Origin of the sequence: Alteromonas sp. AO-Serp (genome assembly GCF_017849675.1) — a bacterium.
GTDB lineage: Bacteria > Pseudomonadota > Gammaproteobacteria > Enterobacterales > Alteromonadaceae > Alteromonas > Alteromonas macleodii.
Genome location: NZ_JAFLMX010000164.1, coordinates 1 through 23,197 on the forward strand (window position 1 = coordinate 1; position 23,197 = coordinate 23,197).

At 44.5% G+C, this 23,197-nt stretch carries 23 protein-coding genes; 12 read left to right on the forward strand and 11 right to left on the reverse strand.

The annotated features are described in order from the left end of the window. The 4 genes from QVA83_RS11525 to QVA83_RS11540 all read right to left on the reverse strand — a co-directional run. The coding region (locus QVA83_RS11525; RefSeq protein WP_287498480.1) for a DUF2489 domain-containing protein at window positions 1-362 on the reverse strand (362 nt) is incomplete at its 3' end. Window positions 363-381: 19 nt separating this feature from the next. Further along, complete coding sequence (yihI, locus tag QVA83_RS11530) at window positions 382-885, reverse strand: Der GTPase-activating protein YihI (RefSeq protein WP_014947719.1); 504 nt, start codon at window positions 883-885, stop codon at window positions 382-384. Between the two features lie 127 nt (window positions 886-1,012). Next, window positions 1,013-1,714 (reverse strand): class I SAM-dependent methyltransferase, encoded by a 702-nt coding sequence (locus QVA83_RS11535; RefSeq protein WP_014947720.1) that lies wholly within the window; start codon window positions 1,712-1,714, stop codon window positions 1,013-1,015. Between the two features lie 300 nt (window positions 1,715-2,014). Continuing rightward, the gene (locus QVA83_RS11540) at window positions 2,015-2,638 is read right to left on the reverse strand and encodes a c-type cytochrome (RefSeq protein ID WP_014947721.1); all 624 of its coding nucleotides are present in this window, start codon (window positions 2,636-2,638) and stop codon (window positions 2,015-2,017) included. Between the two features lie 174 nt (window positions 2,639-2,812). Here QVA83_RS11540 and yihA point away from each other — a divergent pair, with 174 nt between their 5' ends. Continuing rightward, window positions 2,813-3,448 carry a ribosome biogenesis GTP-binding protein YihA/YsxC gene (gene yihA / locus QVA83_RS11545; RefSeq protein ID WP_014947722.1) on the forward strand — a complete coding sequence of 212 codons (636 nt, stop codon included), beginning with the start codon at window positions 2,813-2,815 and terminating at the stop codon, window positions 3,446-3,448. A 416-nt stretch (window positions 3,449-3,864) separates the two neighbouring features. On the opposite strand, the gene polA is transcribed toward yihA, so the two are convergent. Further along, window positions 3,865-6,657: a DNA polymerase I gene (gene polA / locus QVA83_RS11550; protein ID WP_287498481.1), complete on the reverse strand. Its 2,793-nt coding sequence runs from the start codon at window positions 6,655-6,657 to the stop codon at window positions 3,865-3,867. 421 nt (window positions 6,658-7,078) lie between these two features. Here polA and elbB point away from each other — a divergent pair, with 421 nt between their 5' ends. Continuing rightward, window positions 7,079-7,732, forward strand: coding sequence for an isoprenoid biosynthesis glyoxalase ElbB (elbB, locus tag QVA83_RS11555; RefSeq protein ID WP_156077635.1), 654 nt, complete (start codon window positions 7,079-7,081; stop codon window positions 7,730-7,732). Between the two features lie 266 nt (window positions 7,733-7,998). Further along, on the forward strand, window positions 7,999-9,450 hold the full coding sequence (locus QVA83_RS11560; protein WP_014947725.1) for a TrkH family potassium uptake protein: 1,452 nt from the start codon (window positions 7,999-8,001) through the stop codon (window positions 9,448-9,450). A gap of 113 nt (window positions 9,451-9,563) precedes the next feature. On the opposite strand, the gene trkA is transcribed toward QVA83_RS11560, so the two are convergent. From trkA to def, 4 genes are all read right to left on the reverse strand, one after another. After that, window positions 9,564-10,943 (reverse strand): Trk system potassium transporter TrkA, encoded by a 1,380-nt coding sequence (gene trkA, locus QVA83_RS11565; RefSeq protein ID WP_014947726.1) that lies wholly within the window; start codon window positions 10,941-10,943, stop codon window positions 9,564-9,566. Window positions 10,944-11,007: 64 nt separating this feature from the next. Then, entirely contained in the window at window positions 11,008-12,327 is a 1,320-nt protein-coding gene (gene rsmB, locus QVA83_RS11570; protein ID WP_069943465.1) for a 16S rRNA (cytosine(967)-C(5))-methyltransferase RsmB, read from the reverse strand. 2 nt (window positions 12,328-12,329) lie between these two features. Then, window positions 12,330-13,280, reverse strand: coding sequence for a methionyl-tRNA formyltransferase (gene fmt, locus QVA83_RS11575; protein ID WP_061438871.1), 951 nt, complete (start codon window positions 13,278-13,280; stop codon window positions 12,330-12,332). A gap of 8 nt (window positions 13,281-13,288) precedes the next feature. After that, the gene (def, locus tag QVA83_RS11580) at window positions 13,289-13,798 is read right to left on the reverse strand and encodes a peptide deformylase (protein WP_014947729.1); all 510 of its coding nucleotides are present in this window, start codon (window positions 13,796-13,798) and stop codon (window positions 13,289-13,291) included. Window positions 13,799-14,014: 216 nt separating this feature from the next. Between def and QVA83_RS11585 the strand changes: the two genes are divergently transcribed. The 7 genes from QVA83_RS11585 to QVA83_RS11615 all read left to right on the forward strand — a co-directional run bounded on the left by QVA83_RS11585 (window position 14,015) and on the right by QVA83_RS11615 (window position 19,838). Then, window positions 14,015-15,088 carry a LysM peptidoglycan-binding domain-containing protein gene (locus QVA83_RS11585; protein WP_014947730.1) on the forward strand — a complete coding sequence of 358 codons (1,074 nt, stop codon included), beginning with the start codon at window positions 14,015-14,017 and terminating at the stop codon, window positions 15,086-15,088. Window positions 15,089-15,127: 39 nt separating this feature from the next. Further along, window positions 15,128-16,237, forward strand: coding sequence for a DNA-processing protein DprA (dprA, locus tag QVA83_RS11590; RefSeq protein ID WP_156077636.1), 1,110 nt, complete (start codon window positions 15,128-15,130; stop codon window positions 16,235-16,237). Window position 16,238: 1 nt separating this feature from the next. Next, window positions 16,239-16,715 carry a DUF494 family protein gene (locus QVA83_RS11595; protein WP_014947732.1) on the forward strand — a complete coding sequence of 159 codons (477 nt, stop codon included), beginning with the start codon at window positions 16,239-16,241 and terminating at the stop codon, window positions 16,713-16,715. A gap of 85 nt (window positions 16,716-16,800) precedes the next feature. Continuing rightward, on the forward strand, window positions 16,801-17,343 hold the full coding sequence (locus QVA83_RS11600; RefSeq protein WP_014975256.1) for a DNA topoisomerase family protein: 543 nt from the start codon (window positions 16,801-16,803) through the stop codon (window positions 17,341-17,343). A gap of 45 nt (window positions 17,344-17,388) precedes the next feature. Further along, a complete protein-coding gene (gene tsaC, locus QVA83_RS11605; RefSeq protein WP_014947734.1) occupies window positions 17,389-17,994 on the forward strand; it encodes an L-threonylcarbamoyladenylate synthase type 1 TsaC in 606 nt (201 codons plus the stop codon). Next, the gene (gene hemF, locus QVA83_RS11610; protein ID WP_156077637.1) at window positions 17,991-18,923 is read left to right on the forward strand and encodes an oxygen-dependent coproporphyrinogen oxidase; all 933 of its coding nucleotides are present in this window, start codon (window positions 17,991-17,993) and stop codon (window positions 18,921-18,923) included. Before tsaC ends, hemF begins: the two co-directional genes overlap by 4 nt. 234 nt (window positions 18,924-19,157) lie before the next feature. Next, window positions 19,158-19,838 carry an OmpW family outer membrane protein gene (locus QVA83_RS11615; protein WP_014947736.1) on the forward strand — a complete coding sequence of 227 codons (681 nt, stop codon included), beginning with the start codon at window positions 19,158-19,160 and terminating at the stop codon, window positions 19,836-19,838. Between the two features lie 124 nt (window positions 19,839-19,962). Here QVA83_RS11615 and QVA83_RS11620 read toward each other — a convergent pair whose 3' ends face one another. Continuing rightward, window positions 19,963-20,394: a group II truncated hemoglobin gene (locus QVA83_RS11620; RefSeq protein WP_014947737.1), complete on the reverse strand. Its 432-nt coding sequence runs from the start codon at window positions 20,392-20,394 to the stop codon at window positions 19,963-19,965. Here QVA83_RS11620 and aroE point away from each other — a divergent pair. Then, window positions 20,393-21,232 (forward strand): shikimate dehydrogenase, encoded by an 840-nt coding sequence (gene aroE, locus QVA83_RS11625; RefSeq protein ID WP_287498482.1) that lies wholly within the window; start codon window positions 20,393-20,395, stop codon window positions 21,230-21,232. The two genes, QVA83_RS11620 and aroE, sit on opposite strands and share 2 nt — an antisense overlap. Here the strand turns inward: aroE and QVA83_RS11630 are convergent. Next, the gene (locus tag QVA83_RS11630; RefSeq protein ID WP_156077638.1) at window positions 21,229-21,771 is read right to left on the reverse strand and encodes a gamma carbonic anhydrase family protein; all 543 of its coding nucleotides are present in this window, start codon (window positions 21,769-21,771) and stop codon (window positions 21,229-21,231) included. The genes aroE and QVA83_RS11630 overlap by 4 nt on opposite strands. Before the next feature lie 343 nt (window positions 21,772-22,114). Between QVA83_RS11630 and QVA83_RS11635 the strand changes: the two genes are divergently transcribed. Further along, complete coding sequence (locus QVA83_RS11635; protein WP_156079081.1) at window positions 22,115-23,026, forward strand: UDP-N-acetylglucosamine 2-epimerase; 912 nt, start codon at window positions 22,115-22,117, stop codon at window positions 23,024-23,026. Window positions 23,027-23,197: the final 171 nt, after the last annotated feature.

The following is a 23,197-nucleotide window of genomic DNA, read 5'->3' on the forward strand; positions in this document are numbered from 1 at the left end:
TCTTGCTTTCTTCGCTCATTTTTCGGTAGCTGTTGTCTTGCTTCCAAAATGGCAAATCCACTGACCTCGGTGAAAAGCGCGTGAACTTGAGGGTACTGCGCTTTAAAGTCTGGTGGTGAGTTTATGGGAAGGGCGTTAAGTAAATTCACGATGCGAATAACACCTTCTGATAAATCACACTGCTGTTGCTCCATTGCCTTGGCTATCACAATGATACTGTCTGTGATAGTAGCTACGCGCGACTGCCTTGCCGCTTCTTGTCGCTCTTTTTGTTGTTTTAACATAAACAGCAGTTTGCCTGCGTAAAAACCTAGCGCAAGAATAATTAGTAGCGCGATGCCTGAAAGTACTGCCCAAAGCATGACTCTTTCCCGTTTTTTATTAGTGCTTAAAGTCGTCGATATTAATAGCGTCTAAATCATTAAACGGATCCATATCGTCGTCTTCATCATCCTCTTCTACTATTCCTAATAGGTCACAAAGAATGCGGTGGCGTGCCATCTTCTCGTCGACATAAGCTTGTTGCTCACGGGTGAGCGGTTTATCGTCGTCAAGTTTGTCGAGTAAATCTGACAAGCGTTGATCTGCTTCAAGCGCTGCCAGTTCTTGGGCTGGTGTGGCGTACTTTTTCTTTTGAGCAGGGGTGGGCGTCACTGCTTTTACAAGCTGAATAGGCTTTTTACTGCCGTGGCGCGGATCTTTATTCTCAGCACTCTTTTTGCCCGTCACTTTTTTCTGTTCAACATTGTGGCGATTACCAGCGGGCTTACCTTTATGCTTTTTAGGGCGAGGCGAGTCTGATTTACGGTTTTCGCTTGGTTTAAAGTCAGGATCTTTACGAACGCCGATTAGGCCGACTTTACGTGATTTCTTTGAACGTGCCATAATTTCCAAATAACAAAGAGTGTGAAAAAACAGCGCTATTATAGCGCGAATTAGTGTCTACGTATTGATCTTTGGGTATGCAGTGCAAAATCAATACGGGGAACATAAAGTATTACGGGAATTTGTTTCAGCGCTTTCTCAATAGAGCGACATCGCTGGCAGGAAAAGTGACATCATAGCCATCTCGTTGTGCCAAATATTGAAAGGTTGCTTCGCTGAAAAAGCTAACGTGGGTGACGTCGTTTTTATAGTGCCAATTTGCAAACCTGGCTTTATCAAGTACGCGCTTGGTCATGATGGCAAGAACGCCACCAGAAGCTACAAGTTTGTTAAAAAGCGCCCATTCCACATGAGGGGCGTGAAAGTGTTCTATAGCCTCTGTACATGTCACTATGTCATAGCTTTGCTCAAGTACCGATAAGTTGTGTGCATAGAAGGGATCGTACATATTCATCCTAACGCCTTCTTCTTCCAGCATACTTGCTAAAACAGGCGCAGGGCCACAGCCAAAGTCTAGTCCTCGGAGTTCACCAAATTTCATGTCTTTTATAAAAGGTGTAAGTGGCGTTAAAACCTTTCCTAAAAACTTTCGATACCCTTCGTCTTCAAAGCTATTCTCGTGAAGGTCATACTCCTGCTTTTCTACTTCTTTAGATGGCAAGAATTCAGGAGAAACATAAACGAGTTTGCATTGATTGCATTGGAGGTAATCGCGCTTTTTATCTGAGTGATAGTGAGATGGCGCGTTAGCGCTTTTGCATAAAGGACAGTACATAGGAAAGTGAACAATAATAAGGGGCTTAAAAAAGAAAAAGGTGATGGTTCTCACCATCACCTTACATTGTATGAGTGTCAGATGACACCTCTCCCGTTATACACTTCTATGTGTATTTTGCTTCCCTAGCCGTGCTCCCCTTATTTTTATTGTTAGCAGAGCTGTATTGTTGTTTTTGGCCCTCGTGGCTCTTTATCCCGTCTTCCATGCTGCATTTTTATTATTATTCTTGTTATTTAGCTTGTAGCTTTTCAAAGGCACCTACAAACTACGCCGTTAGATTACACGAATAATTTCAAAATACAACTTTTTCGGTAACAAATTTTTAACAACAATGTGCAAAAACGGTAATGCTTAGTGTAAGCCCGCGATATAGTTAGATAAAATCTCAATATCTTCGTCGGTTAATTTCATCGCAATATCACGCATCATGCCATTCATGTCATTGTGACGTTGGCCTGAACGGAATGCTTTCAATTGAGCTGCAGTGTAAGTTGCATGTTGACCGCTGATATCAGGGAAACCTGCTAAGCCCATGCCGTTGCCCTTAGGACCGTGACACGCGATACATGCAGTTACGCCTCGAGACTCGTCGCCACCTTGGTACAATGCACGGCCAGCTTCAACGTATTGCTCTGGTGTTTCACCCGCCTTTGGCTCTTGGCTTGAGAAATAAGCGGCTAGGTCTTTCATGTCTTGCTCTGAAAGTGGGGCAGCCATGCCGTTCATCACAGCATTGTTACGACCTTCCTCGCCACCTGTTTGAGAGGCAAGTTTAAATTCGGTTAATTGCTTAACAATGTACTTCTCATGCTGGCCAGCAATCTTTGGGTTCATGTCAATCATGCTGTTACCATCAGGGCCATGACAGGCTGCACATACTGCAGATTTCGCTTTACCTGCCTCGGCGTCGCCTTCTGCCATAGCAGTTGCGCTTAAACCTAAAGACATACATACCAACAAACACAGTTTTTTCATAATAAATCTCTTAAATGGATCCAACGGCTCGCGTGATATACGTGATATCATGCGTATTTTACACATTTAACGCGTCAGAAAAACCTATTCCATGATAAAACTATGGTTTTTAGTTGGTTTATTCATTAAAAAACTGTAAACCGAAGGTTGAGACGCATGTGGAGGTAAGTCTAGATGTCGTATTACACCAAAGCAAAATTCTTTACGAGCGCACCTGATATTCGTCATTTAAAGAATGATACCGGAATTGAAGTAGCGTTCGCGGGCCGCTCTAATGCGGGTAAATCGAGTGCACTTAACACGTTAACTCGTCAGAAGAACTTGGCAAGAACCAGTAAAACACCGGGTCGCACCCAATTGATCAACGTCTTTGAATTAGAAGAAGACTTACGCTTGGTTGATTTGCCAGGATATGGCTTTGCAAAAGTGCCAGTAGCCATGAAAAAGAAGTGGCAGGCGTCACTTGGTGAATATCTTCAAAAGCGCAAGTCCCTTAAAGGATTAGTCGTTTTAATGGATATTCGTCACCCCTTCAAAGATTTAGACCAAGATCTTATCCATTGGGCAGTAGCCTCAAATATTCCAGTACTGGCACTTCTCACTAAAGCCGACAAACTTAAAAGCGGTAAGCGAAAGGCACAGCTGTTAATGGCGCGTGAAGCTGCGATGGCATTTATGGGCGATGTTACCGTGCAAACCTTCTCGTCATTAAATAAGCACGGGTTACCCGAATTAGAGCGTATTTTGGATACGTGGTTTGGCTTAGATAAACAAGACGAAACAGAAGAGTCTGATAGCGAAGTACAGTAGCGCAATTCACCCTTACCGTTTGTGCTGATCTGACGTGCCCGATGGATAGGTATGATGGGGTGTTAGAAAAAAGAACGCCCCGCATAGAGCGAGGCGTAAACTGAGAGAAAACACATAAAAACCGTAGATATAGAGTCGTGATAAATAGAGAAGTTCAGAAAAATTAAGATAAAATTCGCTTTATTTTTTAAGTTATTGATATTTATGAATTATTTATTTTCCGCAGATATAAAAAAACCCCGACAAAACTGTCGGGGTTAAAGCAAAGGTTTGAAAACAGCTTTCTCACCTCTGTACCCTACATGTGTAATATTACAACAAAGCACAGAAAAGGCAAGGGTGTTATGTAATTAAATTACCAAATTTAATGAATATAACGCGCCTTTTAATGTAAAAACTGTAATCTAATTACCAAACTAGTGCGCTTCATCCCAGTTTTCGCCCACACCAGCCTCAACAACCAGCGGAACATTTAGCGTAGCTGCGCTTTCCATAAGAGCAGTAATAGTAGAGACATAGGTTTCCACTTTGTCTTCTTTTATTTCAAAAACCAATTCATCGTGCACCTGCATCATCATTGTCACATCATCAGATGCATTTTTTCTAATCCAGTCATCAACTTTGATCATCGCCATCTTAATAATGTCTGCCGCTGTGCCTTGCATAGGCGCGTTTATCGCTGCGCGCTCTGCGCCTTTTCTACGTGCACCATTACTGGCTTTAATATCAGGCAAATAAAGTCTGCGACCAAATACGGTCTCTACATAACCTTTATCCTTGGCGCTCTCACGCGTTGAGTCCATATACTCAAGCACGCCTGGGTAGCGTTCGAAGTAAAGATCCATATATTTTTGTGCTTCATTACGTGGAATATTAAGTTGCTTCGACAACCCAAAGGCACTCATACCGTAAATTAAGCCAAAGTTAATCGCTTTTGCACTGCGACGCTGTTCAGTGGTTACTTCATCTAGTGGAACACCAAACACTTCAGACGCTGTAGCTTTATGAATATCTTTGCCATGTGCAAAGGCGTCTAATAGACCCTTATCACCCGAAAGGTGAGCCATTATTCGCAATTCAATTTGCGAGTAGTCGGCAGCGACGAACTTATTTCCTTCTCTTGGTACAAATGCCTGACGTACGCGGCGTCCTTCCTCATTTCGGATAGGGATGTTCTGTAAGTTAGGATCGGTGGAAGAGAGTCGTCCCGTGGCGGTTACTGCTTGGTGATAAGAAGTATGCACTCGACCCGTACGATGATTGATCATCTTAGGAAGTTTATCCGTGTAGGTATTCTTTAGCTTGGTTAGGCCACGGTATTCCATGATCTTTTTCGGCAACGGGTACTCAAGCGCAAGTTCTTGCAGTACGTCCTCAGAAGTAGACGGCGCCCCTTTAGGCGTTTTCTTTATGATCGGTAGCGACATTTTTTCGAACAAGACATGTTGAAGCTGTTTAGTAGAACCTAAGTTGAATGGCTCGCCAGCTTCCTCATGTACTTCACTTTCAAGCTCGGCAATCCGGGTGGCAAGATCCTGGCTTTGCTGACGCAGCCTTTGGCTGTCTATCAATACACCTTCCTGTTCCATACGAGAAAGTACACAGGCTAGGGGAACCTCAACATCTATCAATAGATTTTTAAGCTCAGGAATTTCTTTCAACTTCGTCCAAATAGCGTTGTGTAAGCGAAGCGTGATATCAGCATCTTCTGCGGCATAAGGCCCAGCTTCTTCAAGGCTAATTTGATTAAACGTTAGCTGCTTTGCGCCTTTACCCGCAATCTCTTCGAAGTGAATAGTTTTATGACCAAGGTAGGCTAGGGCAAGTGAGTCCATATCATGGCGCTGTGCGGTACTGTTTAGTACATAGCTCTCAAGCATGGTGTCAAAGCCGATGCCGTTTAAGGTAATGTTATAGTTCGCTAACACATTTTTGTCGTATTTTATGTGTTGGCCTACTTTGATCACGGTGTCCGATTCTAAAATAGGCTTTAATGCGTCTAATACAAATTCCCGTGATAGCTGGGCGGGTGCATCTGGATAATCGTGAGCAACAGGCACATAAGCTGCTTCACCTTCCTCTATACAAAATGAAACACCAACTAACTCCGCATCCATGTAGTTAAGGCTGGTTGTCTCGGTATCAAAAGCGATGAGTTCGGCTTTTTCTAGCTTCGCTACCCAAGCGTTAAAACGCGCCTCATCAAGCACGGTCTCATACTTCGACTTATCTATTTCTACCGCTAAACTTTGTTCGGTATCTTCTACGCTGTCACTTTTGCTTTCGTCGGCGCTTGAATTGGCAGCTGAGGTATCTCCGCCAACTATTAGCGCGCTTACTTCTGCATGCCAGCGTTTGAACTCGTATTCGGCAAACAGATCGCGAAGTTGTTCGTTATCGGCTTGGCAAGGCATAAGAGCTTCGACATCATAGTCAAGGTCAAGATCGATGCTGATAGTAGCTAGGGTATAAGAAAGCCGAGCTTGCTCTTCGTATTCCTGCATTTTAGCCGCCATCGACTTACTGCCTCTAAACGACAGATCTGCAATTTTATCCAGGTTCTTATATATGTCGTCGATACCGCCAATACCGTTTAACAAGGCTTGTGCACTTTTATCACCTACACCAGGTACACCTGGGATGTTATCGACTTTATCGCCCTTAAGCGCAAGGAAGTCGATCACAAGCTCCGGTGGAATACCAAACTTCGTATTTACACCTTCGACATCCATCAGTTGGTTTGTCATGGTGTTGATTAAGGTGACATGTTCATTTACTAGTTGCGCCATGTCTTTATCGCCGGTGCTGATAAGGGTATCAATACCTTTTTCTGTGGCGTGTTTGGCTAACGTGCCAATCACGTCATCAGCTTCTACACCCGATTCAACAATAACAGGTAATCCCATTGCCTTAATGATGGCGTGCAACGGTTCGATTTGGCTTCTTAGCTCATCCGGCATCGGAGGACGGTTCGCTTTGTACTCTTTATAGATGTCATCGCGAAAGGTCTTGCCTTTAGCATCAAAAATCACCGCCATATGCGTCGGGTTGTATTGTTTGATCAAGCTTTTAAGCATGTTCACAACACCATAAATAGCACCGGTGTCTTGGCCTTTTGAGTTGGTTAATGGTGGTAAACCGTGAAAGGCACGAAAAAGATATGACGATCCATCGACAAGAATAAATGGAGGCTTTTTAGAATCAGGCATAGATGGCGATTTTCCAATAGAGAATATGAGCGCAAGGATGCCACAGGCTAGGGCAGATCGCCATATCATGAAGGAACATTAAGGTCGATAGCGGATCGCATTTCGCCTGTGGATAACTTTGTGATCTAAAATTTTGGGCACAGTGATCCGGATGATCTTTGTCAAGTTAAAGATCACCTTTCAAATCAAGAAAAATAAGGGAATGAGACTTAGGTGTGAAAACAGCGTACCTGCTACTTATCATTCCATTTTATGTGGATAACTTGGTGTACGTTTATTTTTGGTTTAACCAAGTTGGTCAAGTAATGTAGCATAACCATTAACAATGTATACACGTATTATTAAGAACTTTTTTTGAACAGTTGTGTGTTTAATAGCCAAATTTTGAATAAGTAGATGGCATAGCGTCTAGGAGGACAATATGAAACAAGTAGCCGTTATTTTAAGTGGTAGTGGTGTGTTTGACGGGGCTGAGTTACACGAAGCGGTATTGACACTTTTAGCCATTGAGCAAGAAGGTGCGTCTTACCAGTGTTTTGCTCCAGATGTAAACCAACTGCATGTAGTCAATCACTTAACCGGTGAGGTATCAGAAGGTGAAACCCGAAATGTGTTAGTAGAATCGGCCCGTATTGCCCGAGGTGATATAAAACCCGTGACTGAGTGCGACGTAACTGCTTTTGACACACTTATTTTACCTGGTGGCTTTGGCGCTGCAAAGAACCTGTGCACGTTCGCTGTAGACGGTGAAAATTGTACCTTTAACGAAGAGGTGCTGACAGTGTGCAAAGCCTTTGCACAAGCTAAAAAGCCCACAGCGTATGCGTGTATTGCACCTGCGCTAGCAGCAAAAGTGTATGGCAACAAAACTAAACTGACCATTGGCAATGACGAAGCCACGGCTGGTGGGTTGAATGCCTTAGGAGCCACGCATGTAGAGTGCCCAGTTGATGAGGTGGTTGTTGATAATGACGCAAAGCTTGTTACTACACCTGCGTATATGCTGGCGCAAAGCATTAGTGAAGCCAATGCGAGTATTACTCAGATGGTCAAAACCGTGCTTGCTATGAAATAGAAAACTAAAAAAATAAAAGTGGTTGGTTTTTTCCTAGTGAAAAGATCAGGTGCCTTTATGTGTAATTAGCCTAATGCAGTGGGGAGACAAAGGTTTCCCCTTGTTCATTATAGTCCTATAATCAAAACCCTATGCGTAACGTATAGGATTTCATCTACCTTGTTTCACGTAGATAGATTCGCTTTTTGAAACCATATCAAAAAGCACATTGTAACTAGGGCTCAGTAGTCCTTATGCGCACTATAAAAATAAAGGCATAACAAACAATGCACTACCGTGCCATCATACGAATACTTGGGTTATTAATTGCGCTTTTTAGCGTAACCATGATCCCTCCCGCTATCGTGTCGTTGATTTATCAAGATGGCAGTGGTCTGCCTTTTATCCTCGCATTTATATTTTGTGTCATCGGCGGTATGGCATTGTGGTATCCCAACCGTCAGCAGAAAAATGACTTAAGAGCACGAGAAGGGTTTCTGATTGTTGCGTTGTTTTGGTCAGTACTAGCAAGCGTGGGGGCAATTCCACTTATCTTGCTAGAGCAACCAAGCATGACGGTAACCGATGCTTTCTTTGAGTCATTTTCTGGCCTGACTACAACGGGAGCTACGGTTATCGAGGGGATAGATTTTCTTCCTCACTCAGTACAGTTTTACCGTCAACAACTTCAGTGGTTAGGCGGCATGGGTATCATCGTACTCGCAGTTGCCATTTTACCTATCCTTGGAGTAGGGGGCATGCAGCTTTATCGGGCAGAAACTCCTGGCCCAGTTAAAGATAATAAAATGACTCCGCGTATTGCCGATACGGCAAAGCATTTGTGGTACATCTACCTATCCATAACCATTGCATGTGCCGGTGCATACTGGCTTGCGGGAATGAATGTTTTTGATGCGATTTGCCATTCTTTCTCAACGGTTGCTATTGGTGGCTTTTCGAACCACGACGCCAGCTTAGGCTATTTTAATAGTCCTATGGTAAACGTGGTGTGTACCGTGTTTTTGCTTATTGCTGCGTTAAACTTCTCATTACACTATGCGGCGGTGAGCTCTCGTTCGGTTAAAGGCTATTTTAACGATCCAGAGTTTAAGGCGTTCTTTATCATTCAAGCCTCACTCATCGGGATTTGTTTCTTAGTACTTACACTATCAGGCTACTATAGCTCGGCAGAGCAGGCTTTAGATCAAGCTATGATCCAAGCGGTATCTATTAGTACCACAGCAGGGTTTGCAACCACTGATTTTTCAGTCTGGCCGGCATTCCTCCCTATTATGCTTATTTTTTCAAGCTTTATCGGCGGGTGCGCAAGTTCCACGGGTGGGGGCTTAAAAGTAGTACGCGTGTGCCTACTGTTTCTACAAGGCAAGCGTGAGGTTGATAGGCTAATTCACCCGAAAGCAGTATACAGCGTTAAGTTTGGCGACCGTGCCATGCCTGACAGAGTAGTAGAGGCCGTATGGGGGTTCTTTTCAGCTTATGCAGTGGTGTTTGTTATCATTATGATAGGCTTGATTGCCACGGGTTTAGATAACCTAAGCGCCTTTACCGCTACTGCGGCCATGCTGAATAACTTAGGTCCGGGATTGGGCAGCGTAGCGGCCAACTATGCTGATGTTACTGACGCAGGCAAATGGATACTGGTGATTGCCATGGTATTTGGGCGACTAGAGGTCTTCTCATTGCTGGTCTTGTTCTCACCAACGTTCTGGCGCAGTTAACAAATAAACCGGTAGTTTTGATACGAGCTAAAAAAAAGGGCGATAAATATCGCCCTTTATTTTTATGTCTTCAACTTTTAATCTTGCGGCACCTATGACGCTTTGCAAAAGCGCTAGCCAAAGAAAAATGCGCTGGGTTGGAACAGCTTTTCCACGTCGTTGATGTACTTCTTATCAACCAAGAACAAAATTACATGATCGTTTGCTTCAATCTTGGTATCGCTGTGAGCAATAATCACCTGATCGTCTCGAACAATAGCGCCAATCGTGGTGCCTGGCGGTAATTTAATATCGCCTATTTGTTTGCCAACCACCTTAGAGGTATTTTCATCACCGTGCGCTATCGCTTCAATAGCCTCGGCAGCACCTCGTCGTAAGGAGTACACGTTTACAATGTCACCGCGACGTACGTGAGTCAGTAGCGCCGAAATAGTGGCTTGTTGAGGTGAAAACGCGATATCTATCTCACCGCCTTGCACCAAGTCCACATAAGCACTTCGCTGGATAAGCACCATGGCTTTTTGTGCACCCATACGCTTTGCCAGCATGGCTGACATAATATTCGCTTCATCGTCGTTGGTAACGGCTATGAAAGCGTCAACTTGCTCGATGTTTTCTTCACTTAGCAATTCAGGGTCAGACGCGTCACCGCTAAATACAATGGTTTTATCTAAGTTCGCAGATAAATATTTGGCCCTTTCTGGGCTGTATTCAATAAGCTTAACGTTATGATTGTGCTCTAACTTTTTCGCTAGGCCTGCACCAATCAAGCCACCACCGGCTATCATAATTCGTTTGTAGCTTGATTCGAGCTTTTGAAGTTCACTCATTACTGCGCGAATGTGCTTGGTAGCGGCAATAAAGAACACTTCATCATCGGCCTCAATAACCGTGGTACCTAACGGCCGAATAGGGCGGCCGCGTCGGTAAATGGCAGCAACCCGGGTTTCAACGTTTGGCATGTGGTCTTTAAGCGCAGATAACGCGTGGCCTACCAATAAGCCACCGTAATAGGCTTTAACCGCAACAAGGCTGGCCTTGCCTTCAGCAAACTCAACCACCTGAAGTGCACCCGGGTAGTCAATAAGACGTTTGATGGCCTTAGTTACCAACTGCTCAGGAGCGATAATGTGGTCAACGGGAATGTCTTGCTGCTTATATAGCTGCTCTTGGTAAATGATGTACTGTTCAGAGCGCACGCGAGCGATTTTTGTGGGTGTTTTAAATAGGCTGTAGGCCACCTGACAGGCCAACATATTGCTTTCATCACTATTGGTTACGGCAATCAGCATATCTGCATCTTCCGCACCGGCCTTACGCAACACGTCAGGGTGTGAACCCACGCCGGTTACTACTTGTAAATCAAGGCGGTCTTGAAGTGCGCGCAATATAGTGGGGTCAGAGTCAATAACCGTTATTTCGTTATTTTCACCTACTAGGTTTTCAGCAAGTGTTCCGCCTACTTGGCCGGCCCCTAAAATGATGATCTTCATCGTTATTATTTTGCCTTCATATTCGTGCAGGTCTTAAACTTGTGACGTTGCACAACTATTGAACTCAGTCTGATGACTTTACCAGCCTCGCATAGTAGAAACCATCCATTTGTTGCTCACCAGGCGTTATCTGGCGCCCTGGTTTATCAACGGTTTCTGTTTTCACTATGGGCGATAACGAGGCATCTGGAGTGTCGGCGAGGAACTGCTGTATTTGCGCCATGTTCTCTTTTGGCAAAATAGAACATGTTGCATAAAGCAGCGTGCCGCCTGGTTTTAACAAGCCCCAGAGCGTATCTAAAATGCGGCGTTGAAGCTGTGCTAAGTTGTGGATGTCATTGGCTTTTCGAAGCCAGCGAATATCTGGGTGACGTCGAATCACGCCGGTAGCAGAGCAGGGGGCATCCAGTAATATTCTGTCGAAGGGCTTTCCGTCCCACCAGGTATTAGGATTAGCTGCATCACCTTGCTTGATATCGACAGTGTGCTTAAGGCGAGTCATGTTTTCTTCTACCCGTTTTAGGCGTGTAGCATCAGCATCAAGCGCTAATACGTATTGTGTATCAGGTGCAGACTCAACAATGTGCCCTGTTTTTCCGCCTGGTGCGGCGCAACAGTCTAGAATGCGTTCGTTCGCTTGAGGCTTTAGGTAATGCGCAGCTAATTGCGCTGCCCCATCTTGTACCGCAAAGTGACCTTTTTCAAAACCAGGCAGGGCAGTAATGTCTTCTCGCTTAGTCAGAATTACGGCATCAGCATGGTTTGCGCTAAGGGTATATTCAACCCCTGCTTTATCTAACGCCTGAGTAAATGCTACCAACGATGTTTGCAACTTATTTACGCGAAGCCAAATGGGGGCCATGGCATTCGTTTCGTTACGAACCTGCTCGGCGTCGTCACCATAGGCGTTCTCTATTGCCTTAAACAACCACTTTGGTAAGCCGCTGTTTATGATGGCGTCGTCTACAGGTTTGCCTGCAAGGTTTTCTCGCTGAAAATTACGCAGTACCGCATTAACTAACCCTTTTAACCCTGCGGCATTTAAATAAGATGCTGCGGCGACGGTTTCGCCAACGGCGGCGTGGTTGCTAACACGGGAAAAATTAAGCTGGTACAAACCAAGAAGAATAAGATGTTCTATGACTTTTTTGTTGCCTTTTAGAGGCCTATCCAACAAAGAGCGCAGCCAGTGCTGTAAAAGGGGAAGGCGACGCATTACCCCTAGTGACATCTCTTGAATCCATGCGTTATCTTTGGCGTTGTGTCTGCGCTGAACGCGCTCTAAGCACTCACGAGATGACTTGCCTTGTTCTAAAATTTGGTAGATGACCCACGCGCAATCTGCGCGCAGGTTCTTTTGTTTGGGAAGGGGTAATGGTTTCACGTTTAGTCCGCTTGTGTCAGACAACGGCCCACTTCAAACCACGTTTGGCGAGCATTGATAACGTCTGACGCTGGAAGCGCCTTTTTACCTGGAATTTGAAGTGATGTTATGCAAAGCGCATCGCGCCCTGTAGCGATAGTAATGCCTTCTTTATTGGCACCGATTACCGTACCTGGCGTTACATTTTTATTTAACGGAACAACGTTAGCAGACCATACCTTTACATTCTGATCTTCGACCTGCATCCACGCTACAGGCCAAGGATTGAAGGCGCGGATATTTCGCTCTATTTGCTCAGCATCATCTGCCCAATTGATAAGGGCTTCTTCTTTTGATAGCTTTTTCGCGTAGGTCGCTTGAGAGTCGTCTTGTTTGGTGGGCGTGTAACGATCAAATTCATTAACGACCTCAACCAACGCTTGTGGTCCTAGCTCTGCTAGCTTTTCATATAAGGTGGCGCTGGTATCTTCAGAGGTAATAGGTAATGTTGCTATGTGAAGCATGTCACCCGTATCTAAACCTTCGTCCATTTGCATTATGGTTACGCCGGTCTCAGCGTCACCCGCCCAGATTGAACGCTGTATTGGTGCCGCGCCTCGCCACTTAGGCAGAATAGAGCCGTGCACGTTAATGCACCCTAGCTTAGGTGCATTTAACACCGCGGTAGGCAGTATCAGTCCGTAAGCGACAACTACCATTAAATCGGCATTGAGCGAGGCTAATTCTTCCTGAGCGTCTTGAGCTTTAAGCGACTGAGGCTGGTAAACTGGAATGGCGTTTTCTTCTGCTAATACTTTAACCGGACTGGCGGTAAGCTTTTTACCTCGCCCTGCGGGTCTATCAGGCTGAGTGTAAACAGCAATGACTTCGTGCTCGCTCTCGAGTAACGCTGATAGATGTTTAGCCGCAAAATCCGGAGTACCGGCAAAAATCACTTTCAATGGAGTTGTCACGTTATTCCTTAGGCTTTTGCAGCAAGACGCGCTTCTTTCTCAAGCTTTTTACGAATACGTTGGCGCTTAAGCGGTGAAAGGTAATCAATAAACAATTTGCCTTTTAGATGATCCAGCTCGTGCTGAATACAAATCGCTAACAAACCTTCTGCATCCAACTCAAAGCTTTCGCCATTCTGATCTAGCGCTTTTACGGTAATTGATTCGGCGCGCTCAACTTTCGCGTAATTACCCGGCACTGATAAACAGCCTTCTTCGCTAATCGTGGAGCCATCTTTACGAATGATTTCAGGGTTAATAAATACGCGTGGCTCGTTTTGATCTTCCGATACGTCCATTACAACAACTTGAACGTGGCGGTTAACTTGCGTTGCAGCAAGGCCAATACCGTTCTCGTCTTTCATGGTTTCGAACATGTCCGATACCAATTGTTTAATTTCGTCGTTAACCTCTTCAACCGGCTTAGCTACCGTGCGAAGACGTTCATCAGGAAAACTTAATACGTCTAAAATTGCCATTTCTCGCTTACTTCACCTTTTCGCTGTATAAATTCATATACGATCTAATTGCCAGCACACTTTACAGTGCTTATTAAGTTACTATTCTAACGTATATCGGGCTGTTTCGTGCAGTTTTTTACCGAAACCCTATTAGAATACCTAGTTATGCCGATATAGTGCTATTGTCTGAAAAATCAACAATGAGTGACAGTGAATAATTTGCAGGTGGTTAATTTGAAAAAGCGATTGATTTACGCGCGTCGTGCAGCATTGTTTATCTTAGGTGTACTGCTTTCTTTGCCTACCTTTGCGCTGCAGCTAAAAGAGAGCGCGCCAGAAACCTACACAGTAAAGCGTGGGGACACGCTATGGGCAATCGCTAACGTTTTTCTCAATGAGCCTTGGCTCTGGCCTGAATTATGGCGAACCAACACCCAAATCGACAATCCACACCTTATTTACCCGGGCGATGTTATCGTCGTTGGGTATGTTGATGGGCAGCCTGTATTAAGTGTAAAGCGCGACAAGCCTTCCTATAAGCTTTCTCCGGCTACCGATAAGCGAGTAAAACCGAAGCCTGTTGATGTGTTGTCGTGGACAACTATCTCTCCATTCATTAGGCAACATATGCTGCTAGACGAGGAAAGCTATGCTTCGCTACCTAAATTGCTGGGTAATCAGGATGGAAACGTAAGGTTTGCGTCTGATGATTTTGTGTTAAGCCAGCAACAATTCAGTACCGACGATCAGTACAGAGTAGTAAGAAAGCACGCTACGATTAGAAATCTTGATGGGGAAATCCTTGGTATTCAAGTTACCCATGTTTCAACAGCTTCACTAGTGGAAAAAGATGAAGGTAGCAACACGATGTTGCTTTTCATCGACGATGCGAACCAAGAAGCTAAGCGCGGTGATAAGTTAATGGCGGGTGGATTTGAACATCCTGAAGGCTTTGAACTTGTTCCGGCTACTTCGCAGCGAGGCGCAATAGTTGGAGATTTGCATGATCACGATTTACTTGGCAAATACGACGTTGTCATTCTTGATTTAGGCAGTATGGAAGTAGCGCCAGGTACGGTCCTGGGGCTTTACTCACAAGGTCCAGCCATTATTGACGAAGAAAGTCCACGCTATGTAGATGAACCCGGCGCTAACACTGGTGGTGAGTGGTTTATCGATACAGTATCGCAACCCGCGCTTAAAGTAGGTGAAGTTGTTGTGTTTAAAACATTTGATGCGGCAAGTTACGGATTAATAACGCGAGCGAACAAAGGGATAAAGCGCGGCTTTATTGTCGCAAAGCCCTAAGCGTTGCATGGTTCATTGTCGCTCGCATTAGGAGCGATAATGGCACCACAATCTTCTCAGTTAGACAGCGAAACATTAGCATGGATAGCGCTGGCTTCCGCTCAGCGTGTTTCACCTAAACTATGGCTACAGGCTCTCGAAAAATATCAACTTTCTACTGTCGATTTAGGCAGCAACACGTCTTCGCTGCCTAACGAGGTTAAACAACTCACCAACAACATTTCACCGCCTCTTATTGATGCAGCAATAAACTGGCTGCAAGCGAGCGAAAATAGACACATCGTGCCGTTGTCATCGCCTCACTATCCAGAATTACTTAAGCAATTGGATAGTCCGCCCCTCGCGCTATTTGCCACGGGAAACAAAGCGCTATTTCAAAAACCACAGATTGCTATAGTGGGAAGCAGAAGGGCCAGCCTTCAGGGTAAGCGTACCGCAACCGACATTGCTTATGGGTTATCTAGTAGCGGAGTTGTAGTGACGAGCGGCCTTGCCATGGGCATTGATAGCGCCGCACACCAAGGCGCCCTGTCTGGTAGCACCGGAACCATTGCGGTAATGGGTACGGGACCTGAAAAGGTATATCCGGCTAAAAATAGTAAGCTCTATGAAGCTATCAACAATGACGGAGGTGTCACCGTTACAGAGTTTTTTCCGGGGCAGGGACCTAAGCCTTGGCATTTTCCAAGGCGAAATCGAATTATCGCAGCGTTATCCCTTGGAACCTTAGTGGTAGAGGCAAAAATTAAGAGTGGCACCTTGATAACTGCGAATTTGGCCGCAGATATGGGGCGAGAAGTATTCGCTGTGCCAGGCAATATCGCTAACGCTTACGCTGAAGGTTGCCACTGGTTAATCCAACAGGGCGCCAAATTAGTAACAAATATAAGCGATATTCTCGATGAAGTTGGCGTTCAGCCTGAACAACTAGGCTTGAATGTTGACGAGCAAAACGAAAAAAGTACAGCGAATAGCTTGGCAACCGATAAATTATTAGCTAGTGTGGATTATGACATCACCGCTATTGATGTCATAGCCCAGCGCAATGCCATATCTGTATCGCAAGCAATGGCATCATTATTAGAATATGAGTTGCGTGGTTTAGTGGCCGCTGTCCCTGGTGGTTACGTTAAATTGAGGGGAAAATAATATGTTCGATATCCTCATGTATCTGTTTGAAAACTTCATTCACAGTGAAACGGAAATTCGTGTTGACCAAGACGAGTTAACGGAAGAGCTTGTGCGCGCAGGATTTCATCACGATGAGATTTATAAAGCCCTCGCATGGTTAGAAAAGTTAGCGGCACTGCAAGAGACGGACATCAAACCGTACTTTTGCAAAGGTATTAGCACTAGCTTAAGCCGTATTTACACGCATGAAGAACAAATGCGTTTAGATGTGGAATGTCGCGGTTTTCTTATGTTCTTAGAACAGGTTAATGTGTTGGATGCCTCCACACGCGAAATGGTTATAGATCGCGTTATGGAAATTGATTCCAATGAATTTTGCTTGGAAGACCTGAAGTGGGTTGTGCTAATGGTACTATTCAACGTACCTGGCAAAGAGAAAGCCTACGCACAAATGGAAGATCTTTTGTTCGAAGAGCCAGATGGTGTTCTGCATTAATGCAGTTGTAGTCACTGGTATTTGAATCTTTACTTAAAAATGCGCTGTGAAATTACAGCGCGTTTAAGGCCTTAACGTCCAATACATGTCTAAAATAGACCATTCACTCTTTTCAGCGCACGAGCATGCTCTCGATGATAATTTCGGAGATTGCCCCGAGTGCGGTAAACCTCTTCATATAAAGAACAGTAAATCCGGCCCTTTCATCGGGTGTACGGGCTATCCGGAATGTAGCTTTAGTAAGCCACTTCACGATAAACAAACCACCATACTGAAAACCTTAGACGGTGTAGCCTGCCCTGAATGCGCATCCGACTTAGCCATAAAGAAAGGGCGGTTTGGCATGTTTATCGGCTGTACCAATTTTCCTTCATGCCATCACATAGAGCCCATTAAAGAAAAAGAAGATACTTTGGTGGATTGTCCAAAGTGTAAGAAAGGGCATCTAATCTCGCGTACTAACAAATACGGCAAACAGTTTTTTGCGTGCAACCATTATCCACAATGTCGATATGTGCTAAATTTCACGCCGGTTAATGAAAGCTGCCCAGATTGCGGTTGGGGAGTATTGATAGATAAAAAGGGGCAGTTACAGTGTCCTCAGCCTAGTTGTGGCTTTAAAAAGTAATTATACGAACAACTAAACGAAGAACTATACGTAGAGATTAAAACCATGTCTGATATCCAAAATGGGAACGTAAACACGTTTACCCCCGTTGAGGCTAACTCACCTGAAGTAGACCCTGTTGTTGCCGCATTCCAAGCTGGCAGTTTAATCGTTTATCCAACCGAAGCGGTAATGGGCATCGGATGTGACCCCGACAATGAAGCCGCTGTAAATGCGCTGTTAGAGATAAAACAGCGACCGGTAGAAAAGGGCGTGATCTTGATTGCTGCAAACTACAGTCAGCTACTGCCTTATGTTAACGATAACGCCATTCGCCCTGACAGACGCACCGATATTTTTTCGAGCTGGCCAGGCCCTAATACTTGGCTATTGCCTAAGTCGTCATCTGCGCCAGTTTGGTTAACCGGCAAGCATAGTAAAATAGCGGTGCGCGTAACTAATCACCCTGTAGTAGTGGAATTGTGCAATAAGTTAGGTAAACCGTTAGTTTCTACAAGCGCTAACCTGACCGGCCAACCGCCAGCCACCACCACTGAAGAAGCAAAAGCCGTATTCGCTGATTCCGTTTTCTATGTAGAAGGGGAAGTAGGCGGTGCAACTAAACCCAGTACCATTCGCGATGGTGACACAGCAGAGGTAATAAGAGCATGACATCAGCAGAATTACTGGACGGTAAAAATGCCCCTGAAGTAATAGAACAAGTAAAAAGCTATTTACTAGGGCTGCAAGACACCATTTGCCAAACCCTTGAACTTGCCGATGGTAAGGGCCAGTTTGTTGAAGACAGCTGGCAGCGAGAAGAAGGTGGCGGTGGCCGTTCTCGAGTACTAAAAAATGGTGCGGTGATTGAACAAGGCGGCGTTAACTTTTCTCATGTGTTTGGCAGTCAAATGCCGGCTTCAGCAACGGCTAATCGGCCTGAATTAGCAGGAAGAAACTTTCAGGCTATGGGTGTATCACTCGTTATTCATCCACATAACCCGTATATCCCCACGTCACACGCTAATGTTCGCTTTTTCATTGCAGAAAAAGAGGGCGAAGCACCTATCTGGTGGTTTGGCGGTGGCTTCGACTTAACGCCATTCTATCCGTTTAAAGATGACGTTGTACACTGGCATGATACCGCTAAAAAATTATGTAAGCCGTTTGGCAATGACGTCTACCCTAAGTATAAAAAGTGGTGCGACGACTACTTTTACTTAAAGCATCGCAATGAAACCCGCGGAGTGGGCGGTTTATTCTTCGACGACCTGAATGAATGGGGCTTTGAACAGTCATTTGCATTTATGCAGGCTGTTGGTAATGGCTTCATCGATGCTTACGTTCCTATTGTTGAGCGCCGTAAGCAAACCGATTTCGGCGAAAGAGAGCGTGATTTCCAACTTTATCGCCGGGGCCGCTACGTTGAGTTTAACCTTGTATTCGACCGAGGCACTTTATTTGGACTGCAAACCGGCGGGCGCACCGAATCTATCTTAATGTCGATGCCGCCGCTAGCGCGCTGGGAGTATTGTTATACACCTGCACCGGGTAGCGCCGAAGCCAAGCTGACAGACTGGTTAAAACCTACTGATTGGTGATTAATTATTAAATAAGGCTGCGCTTAAATCCTTAAGCGGACCGCCGATAGCAGCTTTCACCTTTAATGACTAAAAAACGCCGCATTAACGTTAATGCGGCGTTTTTTTTGATCTATATCAAGGTCGAATATCTTCAGTGTTTCAGTGAGTTATCAAGCTTGCGCTGGATCAATGTTTCTCATAACTACAGGCGTAAAGTAGCCCTATCTTAGTTAACCACAAATGAGACATATCATGCGCAAACACTTTTTATCTGCATCTGCACTTTGCCTTACTCTTGCTGCACTCTCACCTTTAGCTAGCGCTCACCAGCAGGGCGACTGGATTGTTCGTGGCGGTCTTACTACCGTTGCTCCTGACGAATCTACCTCTAACATCGTCGCGGGTGGAACTGATCTTGGCGTTGCCCTTAATATCGATAACGATACTCAGCTAGGTCTAAACGTAGCGTACTTTATTACTGACAATATTAATATTGAGCTGCTTGCCGCAACGCCCTTTAAGCACGATGTGAATTTTTCTGTTGCTGACCCGTTAGGGACGGGTAACCAGCTTGGAGAAGTCACGCACCTTCCACCTACGCTTACCGCAAACTACTATTTTAATGATGCCAGCTCTGCGTTTCAGCCGTACATTGGTGCAGGTATCAACTATACCTTTATATTTGATGAAGAGTTTACAGGTGCGAATGAAACAGCTGGCTTAAGCGACCTTTCGCTTGATAATTCATTTGGCTTGTCAGCACAGGTGGGAATGGATTACCAAATTGATACCAAATGGCATGTTAATGCATCGGTTCGATTCATTGATATAGATACCGAAGCAACCTTCAAAGTGGGTGATGCTGCTGGAAAGGTAAGTGATATTGAAATAGATCCTTGGGTGTATACCTTATCGGTGGGTTACACATTCTAATTATTAGTTCCACGCCTTATTAACTATTAGGCTTTCACAATTGCACTACTTTATGCGCCATAAAGAGCGTAGACAGTAACAGGGGAGTTGCGCGTTAAAAGGTTAACCCTTTCAACGCGCTTTTTTATTTCGTATTCACCATGTGATTGGCGAGCTGATCAAGTGCGTCTATCAACTGTTGAGCTAAGGCGATATCTTCAACCGTTTTAAACATGGCTTTTCGCATGCAATACATCCACTGCGCTTTTAACTCTGGTGTTACGGTATAAGGTAGGTGGCGTGCACGCAGACGCGGGTGGCCATACTGCTGCTGGTAATCATCAGGACCACCAAGCCATAAACTTAAATAGAGAAAGAACACGTGGCGAATTCTGTCTAATGGCTGGGGGTGAATAGCTAGCAGTTCATTGGCGAGTGGATCGGTTTCCATTATGTCGTAAAACGTATTTGCTAATTCCCGTACTTTCTCCTCTCCACCTATACGTTCATATGGTGTACTCTGCGAAGCACGATTATCGCTTTTCTTCTTTATATTAAATAAGTCTCGTATTCCCATGAAAAAATTCGCTGTATTCGGAAATCCTATTGCACAGAGTTTATCACCAACTATCCATCAAATGTTTGCTGAACAAGTGGGAGAAAATATTTCTTATGAAAAGATACTTGCGCCAGTAGACGGTTTTGTAGATGCCGCCAACGCGTTTTTAGCTCAGGAAGGCGCGGTAGGTTGTAACGTCACCATGCCTTTTAAGCTTGATGCATTCAACTTGGCAAAGGTAGACGACCAAGCAGCCAAAGATGCACAAGCTGTTAATACGCTAATGAATGGTGACAGCGGAGAAATATGGGGATACAACACTGATGGTGTAGGGCTGGTAAACGATCTGCTTAACAGCGGTGTGGAAATTAAGGGTAAGCGCGTGTTGCTTATTGGTGCCGGCGGCGCAGCCCGTGGCGTAATTTCCCCGTTATTAAAAGCAGGGGCCACCTCTTTAACCATCACCAATAGAACCAAAGCGAAAGCTGAGGAAGTGGCAAGTGCCGCTTCAAACGCTAAAGTGCAGGTGGCTGCGCTTGAAGATATCGCAGATGTTGCGCCTCATATTATTATCAATTCAACAGCCGCCAGTTTAAGCAATGAATTGCCGTGCCGTTTAAATGATGGTGTTTTACAAAACTGTGAAGTGGTGTACGACATGGTTTATAAAAACTCACCCACGCGCTTTATGAGAGATGCGGCCGAACTTGGTGTCAAAACGCAAATAGATGGATTAGGGATGCTGGTTGAGCAAGCGGCTGAAGCTTTCTACATATGGACACATAAGCGCCCCGATACTTCAGATATTGTAAAACGTGTCAGGGCTATCGTTGAGCAAGGTGAGAAGCGAAACTAGTTCGCTTCTTCAAGGTACTCATCTTTCAATACAACATAGTTAACGGCAGATTGTTTCAGGAATGCCATTTCGGCGTCGTTGAGCGGCCTTTTCTTTTGCATGGGGTTTCCCACGTAAAGAAATCCGCTTTCTAACCTTTTGTTCGGCGGTACTAATGTACCTGCACCAATAAACACATCGTCTTCAACAACAACACCATCCATTACAATAGCGCCCATGCCAACGAGAATTCGATTACCCAACTGGCAGCCGTGCAGCATACACTTATGCCCAACGGTAACGTCCTCACCAATAATAAGTGGGAAGCCATTGGGGGTTTTCTCAGATTTACGGGTAACGTGTAAAACACTGCCATCTTGAATATTAGAACGGGCACCAATACGAATTTTGTTCACGTCGCCACGAGCTGCAACCAGCGGCCAAATACTCGCATCATCTTCTAAAACTACATCACCGACGATTCTTGCCGAGCCATCAACATAGACATTCTTTCCTAATGTAGGAGAAACACCTTTAAAACTATCAATCGATTTATGCATTACACACTCATATAAATTGCGCAGAAAGTGAATTACGCAAACTCTAACAGCAATGCCGATGAGTTGGTACTAGTAGGGTGGTTACAGAGCCTACCTGTAATGCTTTAAGCATCAGATCACTATCCTACGTTGCAACACGCGAAGAGGAGGGTAGTAAATCACAAAGAGAAAAATGATAATGTAGTTTGCTAATAGAATTTATCGAGACGTTGTAATGCCCAAGCGCTATGTATTTTTCACTGCCCTTTCCTATGCGTATCCTATTTATAGACCACTACAAGAGGCCATTAGGGCTAGAGGTGACGAAGTAGCGTGGTTTTTGGAAGGAGAATGTCCCGATCTATTGAAGCCTGATGAAATTCGCCTTCATACTATTAATGATGTTATTGAATACAACCCCTTAGCCATATTTGCGTGTGGAAATATCATCTATCACTTTTTGCCAGGTATAAAGGTATCAGTCTTTCACGGTTATCCGATTGGCAAGCGGGGGGAGAAGACTAGCGCTACAGATGATCACTTCTCTATTCGCGGGTGGTTTGATATGTACTGTACTCAGGGGCCAAGTAGCACAGAGTATTTTAAGCAGCTTGAAGCAAAGCATCAGTTTTTTAAAGTGTATCAAACAGGTTGGGCTAAAGTGGATGACTATTTTTCTTCATATAAGAAGGAAAACGATGTTCCCACTATTCTCTACGCCACCACTTTTTCTAAAGGCATTACCTCCGCTCCTGTACTTGTCGATACAATTAGTAGGTTAGTGAAAGAAAAGAAATGGAATTGGCGTTTAACATTCCATCCCAAACTCAACGATCAAGCACTATTAGATAGATATCGTGCGCTGGCAGATGAATATAGTAACGTTACGTTTGTCGATAATGTGCGTCTTGAAGACTTTCAGCAATCAGATGTCATGTTGTGTGACAGCAGCTCTATAATTTTAGAGTTTATGATGATGAACAAACCTGTTGTCACTTATCGCAATACAAACCCCGGACAACATTTACTTAATGTCACAGAAGTAAGCGAAGTAGAAAACGCCATTGAAACTGCATTAACGCGACCAGCATCATTAATGAAAGAGGTTAATGACTTTGCCCATTATCATGAAGCCTATAGAGATGGACATAATTGCGAACGTATTTTAGATGCAGTCGATGACTTTAATAGTAACTATAAAGGTAAGATAAAAGCTAAGCCGCTTAACCTGTGGCGCAAGTTCAGGTTAAGGAATAAGCTGAAATACTGGAAATAGTTGGTATTTTGAGCGTTCAAAACGAATATGACACTTTTTTTAAAATAAGTGTTGACGTGAGCGCTCATTTCCCTAAAATGCGCATCCGCTTCGGGGGAAAAGCAAAACAGCAAGCCTCCTGAAGTAAGTCTCTACTACCTTTATAGGCCAGTAAAGACGGGAGTTTAGAAG

Excerpts from the sequence above, each read along its gene's own strand:
- yihI (WP_014947719.1), bottom strand. The coding sequence starts at position 885 with ATGGCACGTTCAAAGAAATCACGTAAAGTCGGCCTAATCGGCGTTCGT.
- QVA83_RS11595 (WP_014947732.1), top strand. The coding sequence starts at position 16,239 with ATGTTCGATATCCTCATGTATCTGTTTGAAAACTTCATTCACAGTGAA.
- yihA (WP_014947722.1), top strand. The coding sequence starts at position 2,813 with ATGTCGTATTACACCAAAGCAAAATTCTTTACGAGCGCACCTGATATT.
- tsaC (WP_014947734.1), top strand. The coding sequence starts at position 17,389 with ATGTCTGATATCCAAAATGGGAACGTAAACACGTTTACCCCCGTTGAG.
- elbB (WP_156077635.1), top strand. The coding sequence starts at position 7,079 with ATGAAACAAGTAGCCGTTATTTTAAGTGGTAGTGGTGTGTTTGACGGG.
- dprA (WP_156077636.1), top strand. The coding sequence starts at position 15,128 with ATGGCACCACAATCTTCTCAGTTAGACAGCGAAACATTAGCATGGATA.
- hemF (WP_156077637.1), top strand. The coding sequence starts at position 17,991 with ATGACATCAGCAGAATTACTGGACGGTAAAAATGCCCCTGAAGTAATA.
- QVA83_RS11540 (WP_014947721.1), bottom strand. The coding sequence starts at position 2,638 with ATGAAAAAACTGTGTTTGTTGGTATGTATGTCTTTAGGTTTAAGCGCA.
- QVA83_RS11560 (WP_014947725.1), top strand. The coding sequence starts at position 7,999 with ATGCACTACCGTGCCATCATACGAATACTTGGGTTATTAATTGCGCTT.
- polA (WP_287498481.1), bottom strand. The coding sequence starts at position 6,657 with ATGCCTGATTCTAAAAAGCCTCCATTTATTCTTGTCGATGGATCGTCA.
- QVA83_RS11615 (WP_014947736.1), top strand. The coding sequence starts at position 19,158 with ATGCGCAAACACTTTTTATCTGCATCTGCACTTTGCCTTACTCTTGCT.
- QVA83_RS11620 (WP_014947737.1), bottom strand. The coding sequence starts at position 20,394 with ATGGGAATACGAGACTTATTTAATATAAAGAAGAAAAGCGATAATCGT.
- aroE (WP_287498482.1), top strand. The coding sequence starts at position 20,393 with ATGAAAAAATTCGCTGTATTCGGAAATCCTATTGCACAGAGTTTATCA.
- def (WP_014947729.1), bottom strand. The coding sequence starts at position 13,798 with ATGGCAATTTTAGACGTATTAAGTTTTCCTGATGAACGTCTTCGCACG.
- QVA83_RS11630 (WP_156077638.1), bottom strand. The coding sequence starts at position 21,771 with ATGCATAAATCGATTGATAGTTTTAAAGGTGTTTCTCCTACATTAGGA.
- QVA83_RS11600 (WP_014975256.1), top strand. The coding sequence starts at position 16,801 with ATGTCTAAAATAGACCATTCACTCTTTTCAGCGCACGAGCATGCTCTC.
- trkA (WP_014947726.1), bottom strand. The coding sequence starts at position 10,943 with ATGAAGATCATCATTTTAGGGGCCGGCCAAGTAGGCGGAACACTTGCT.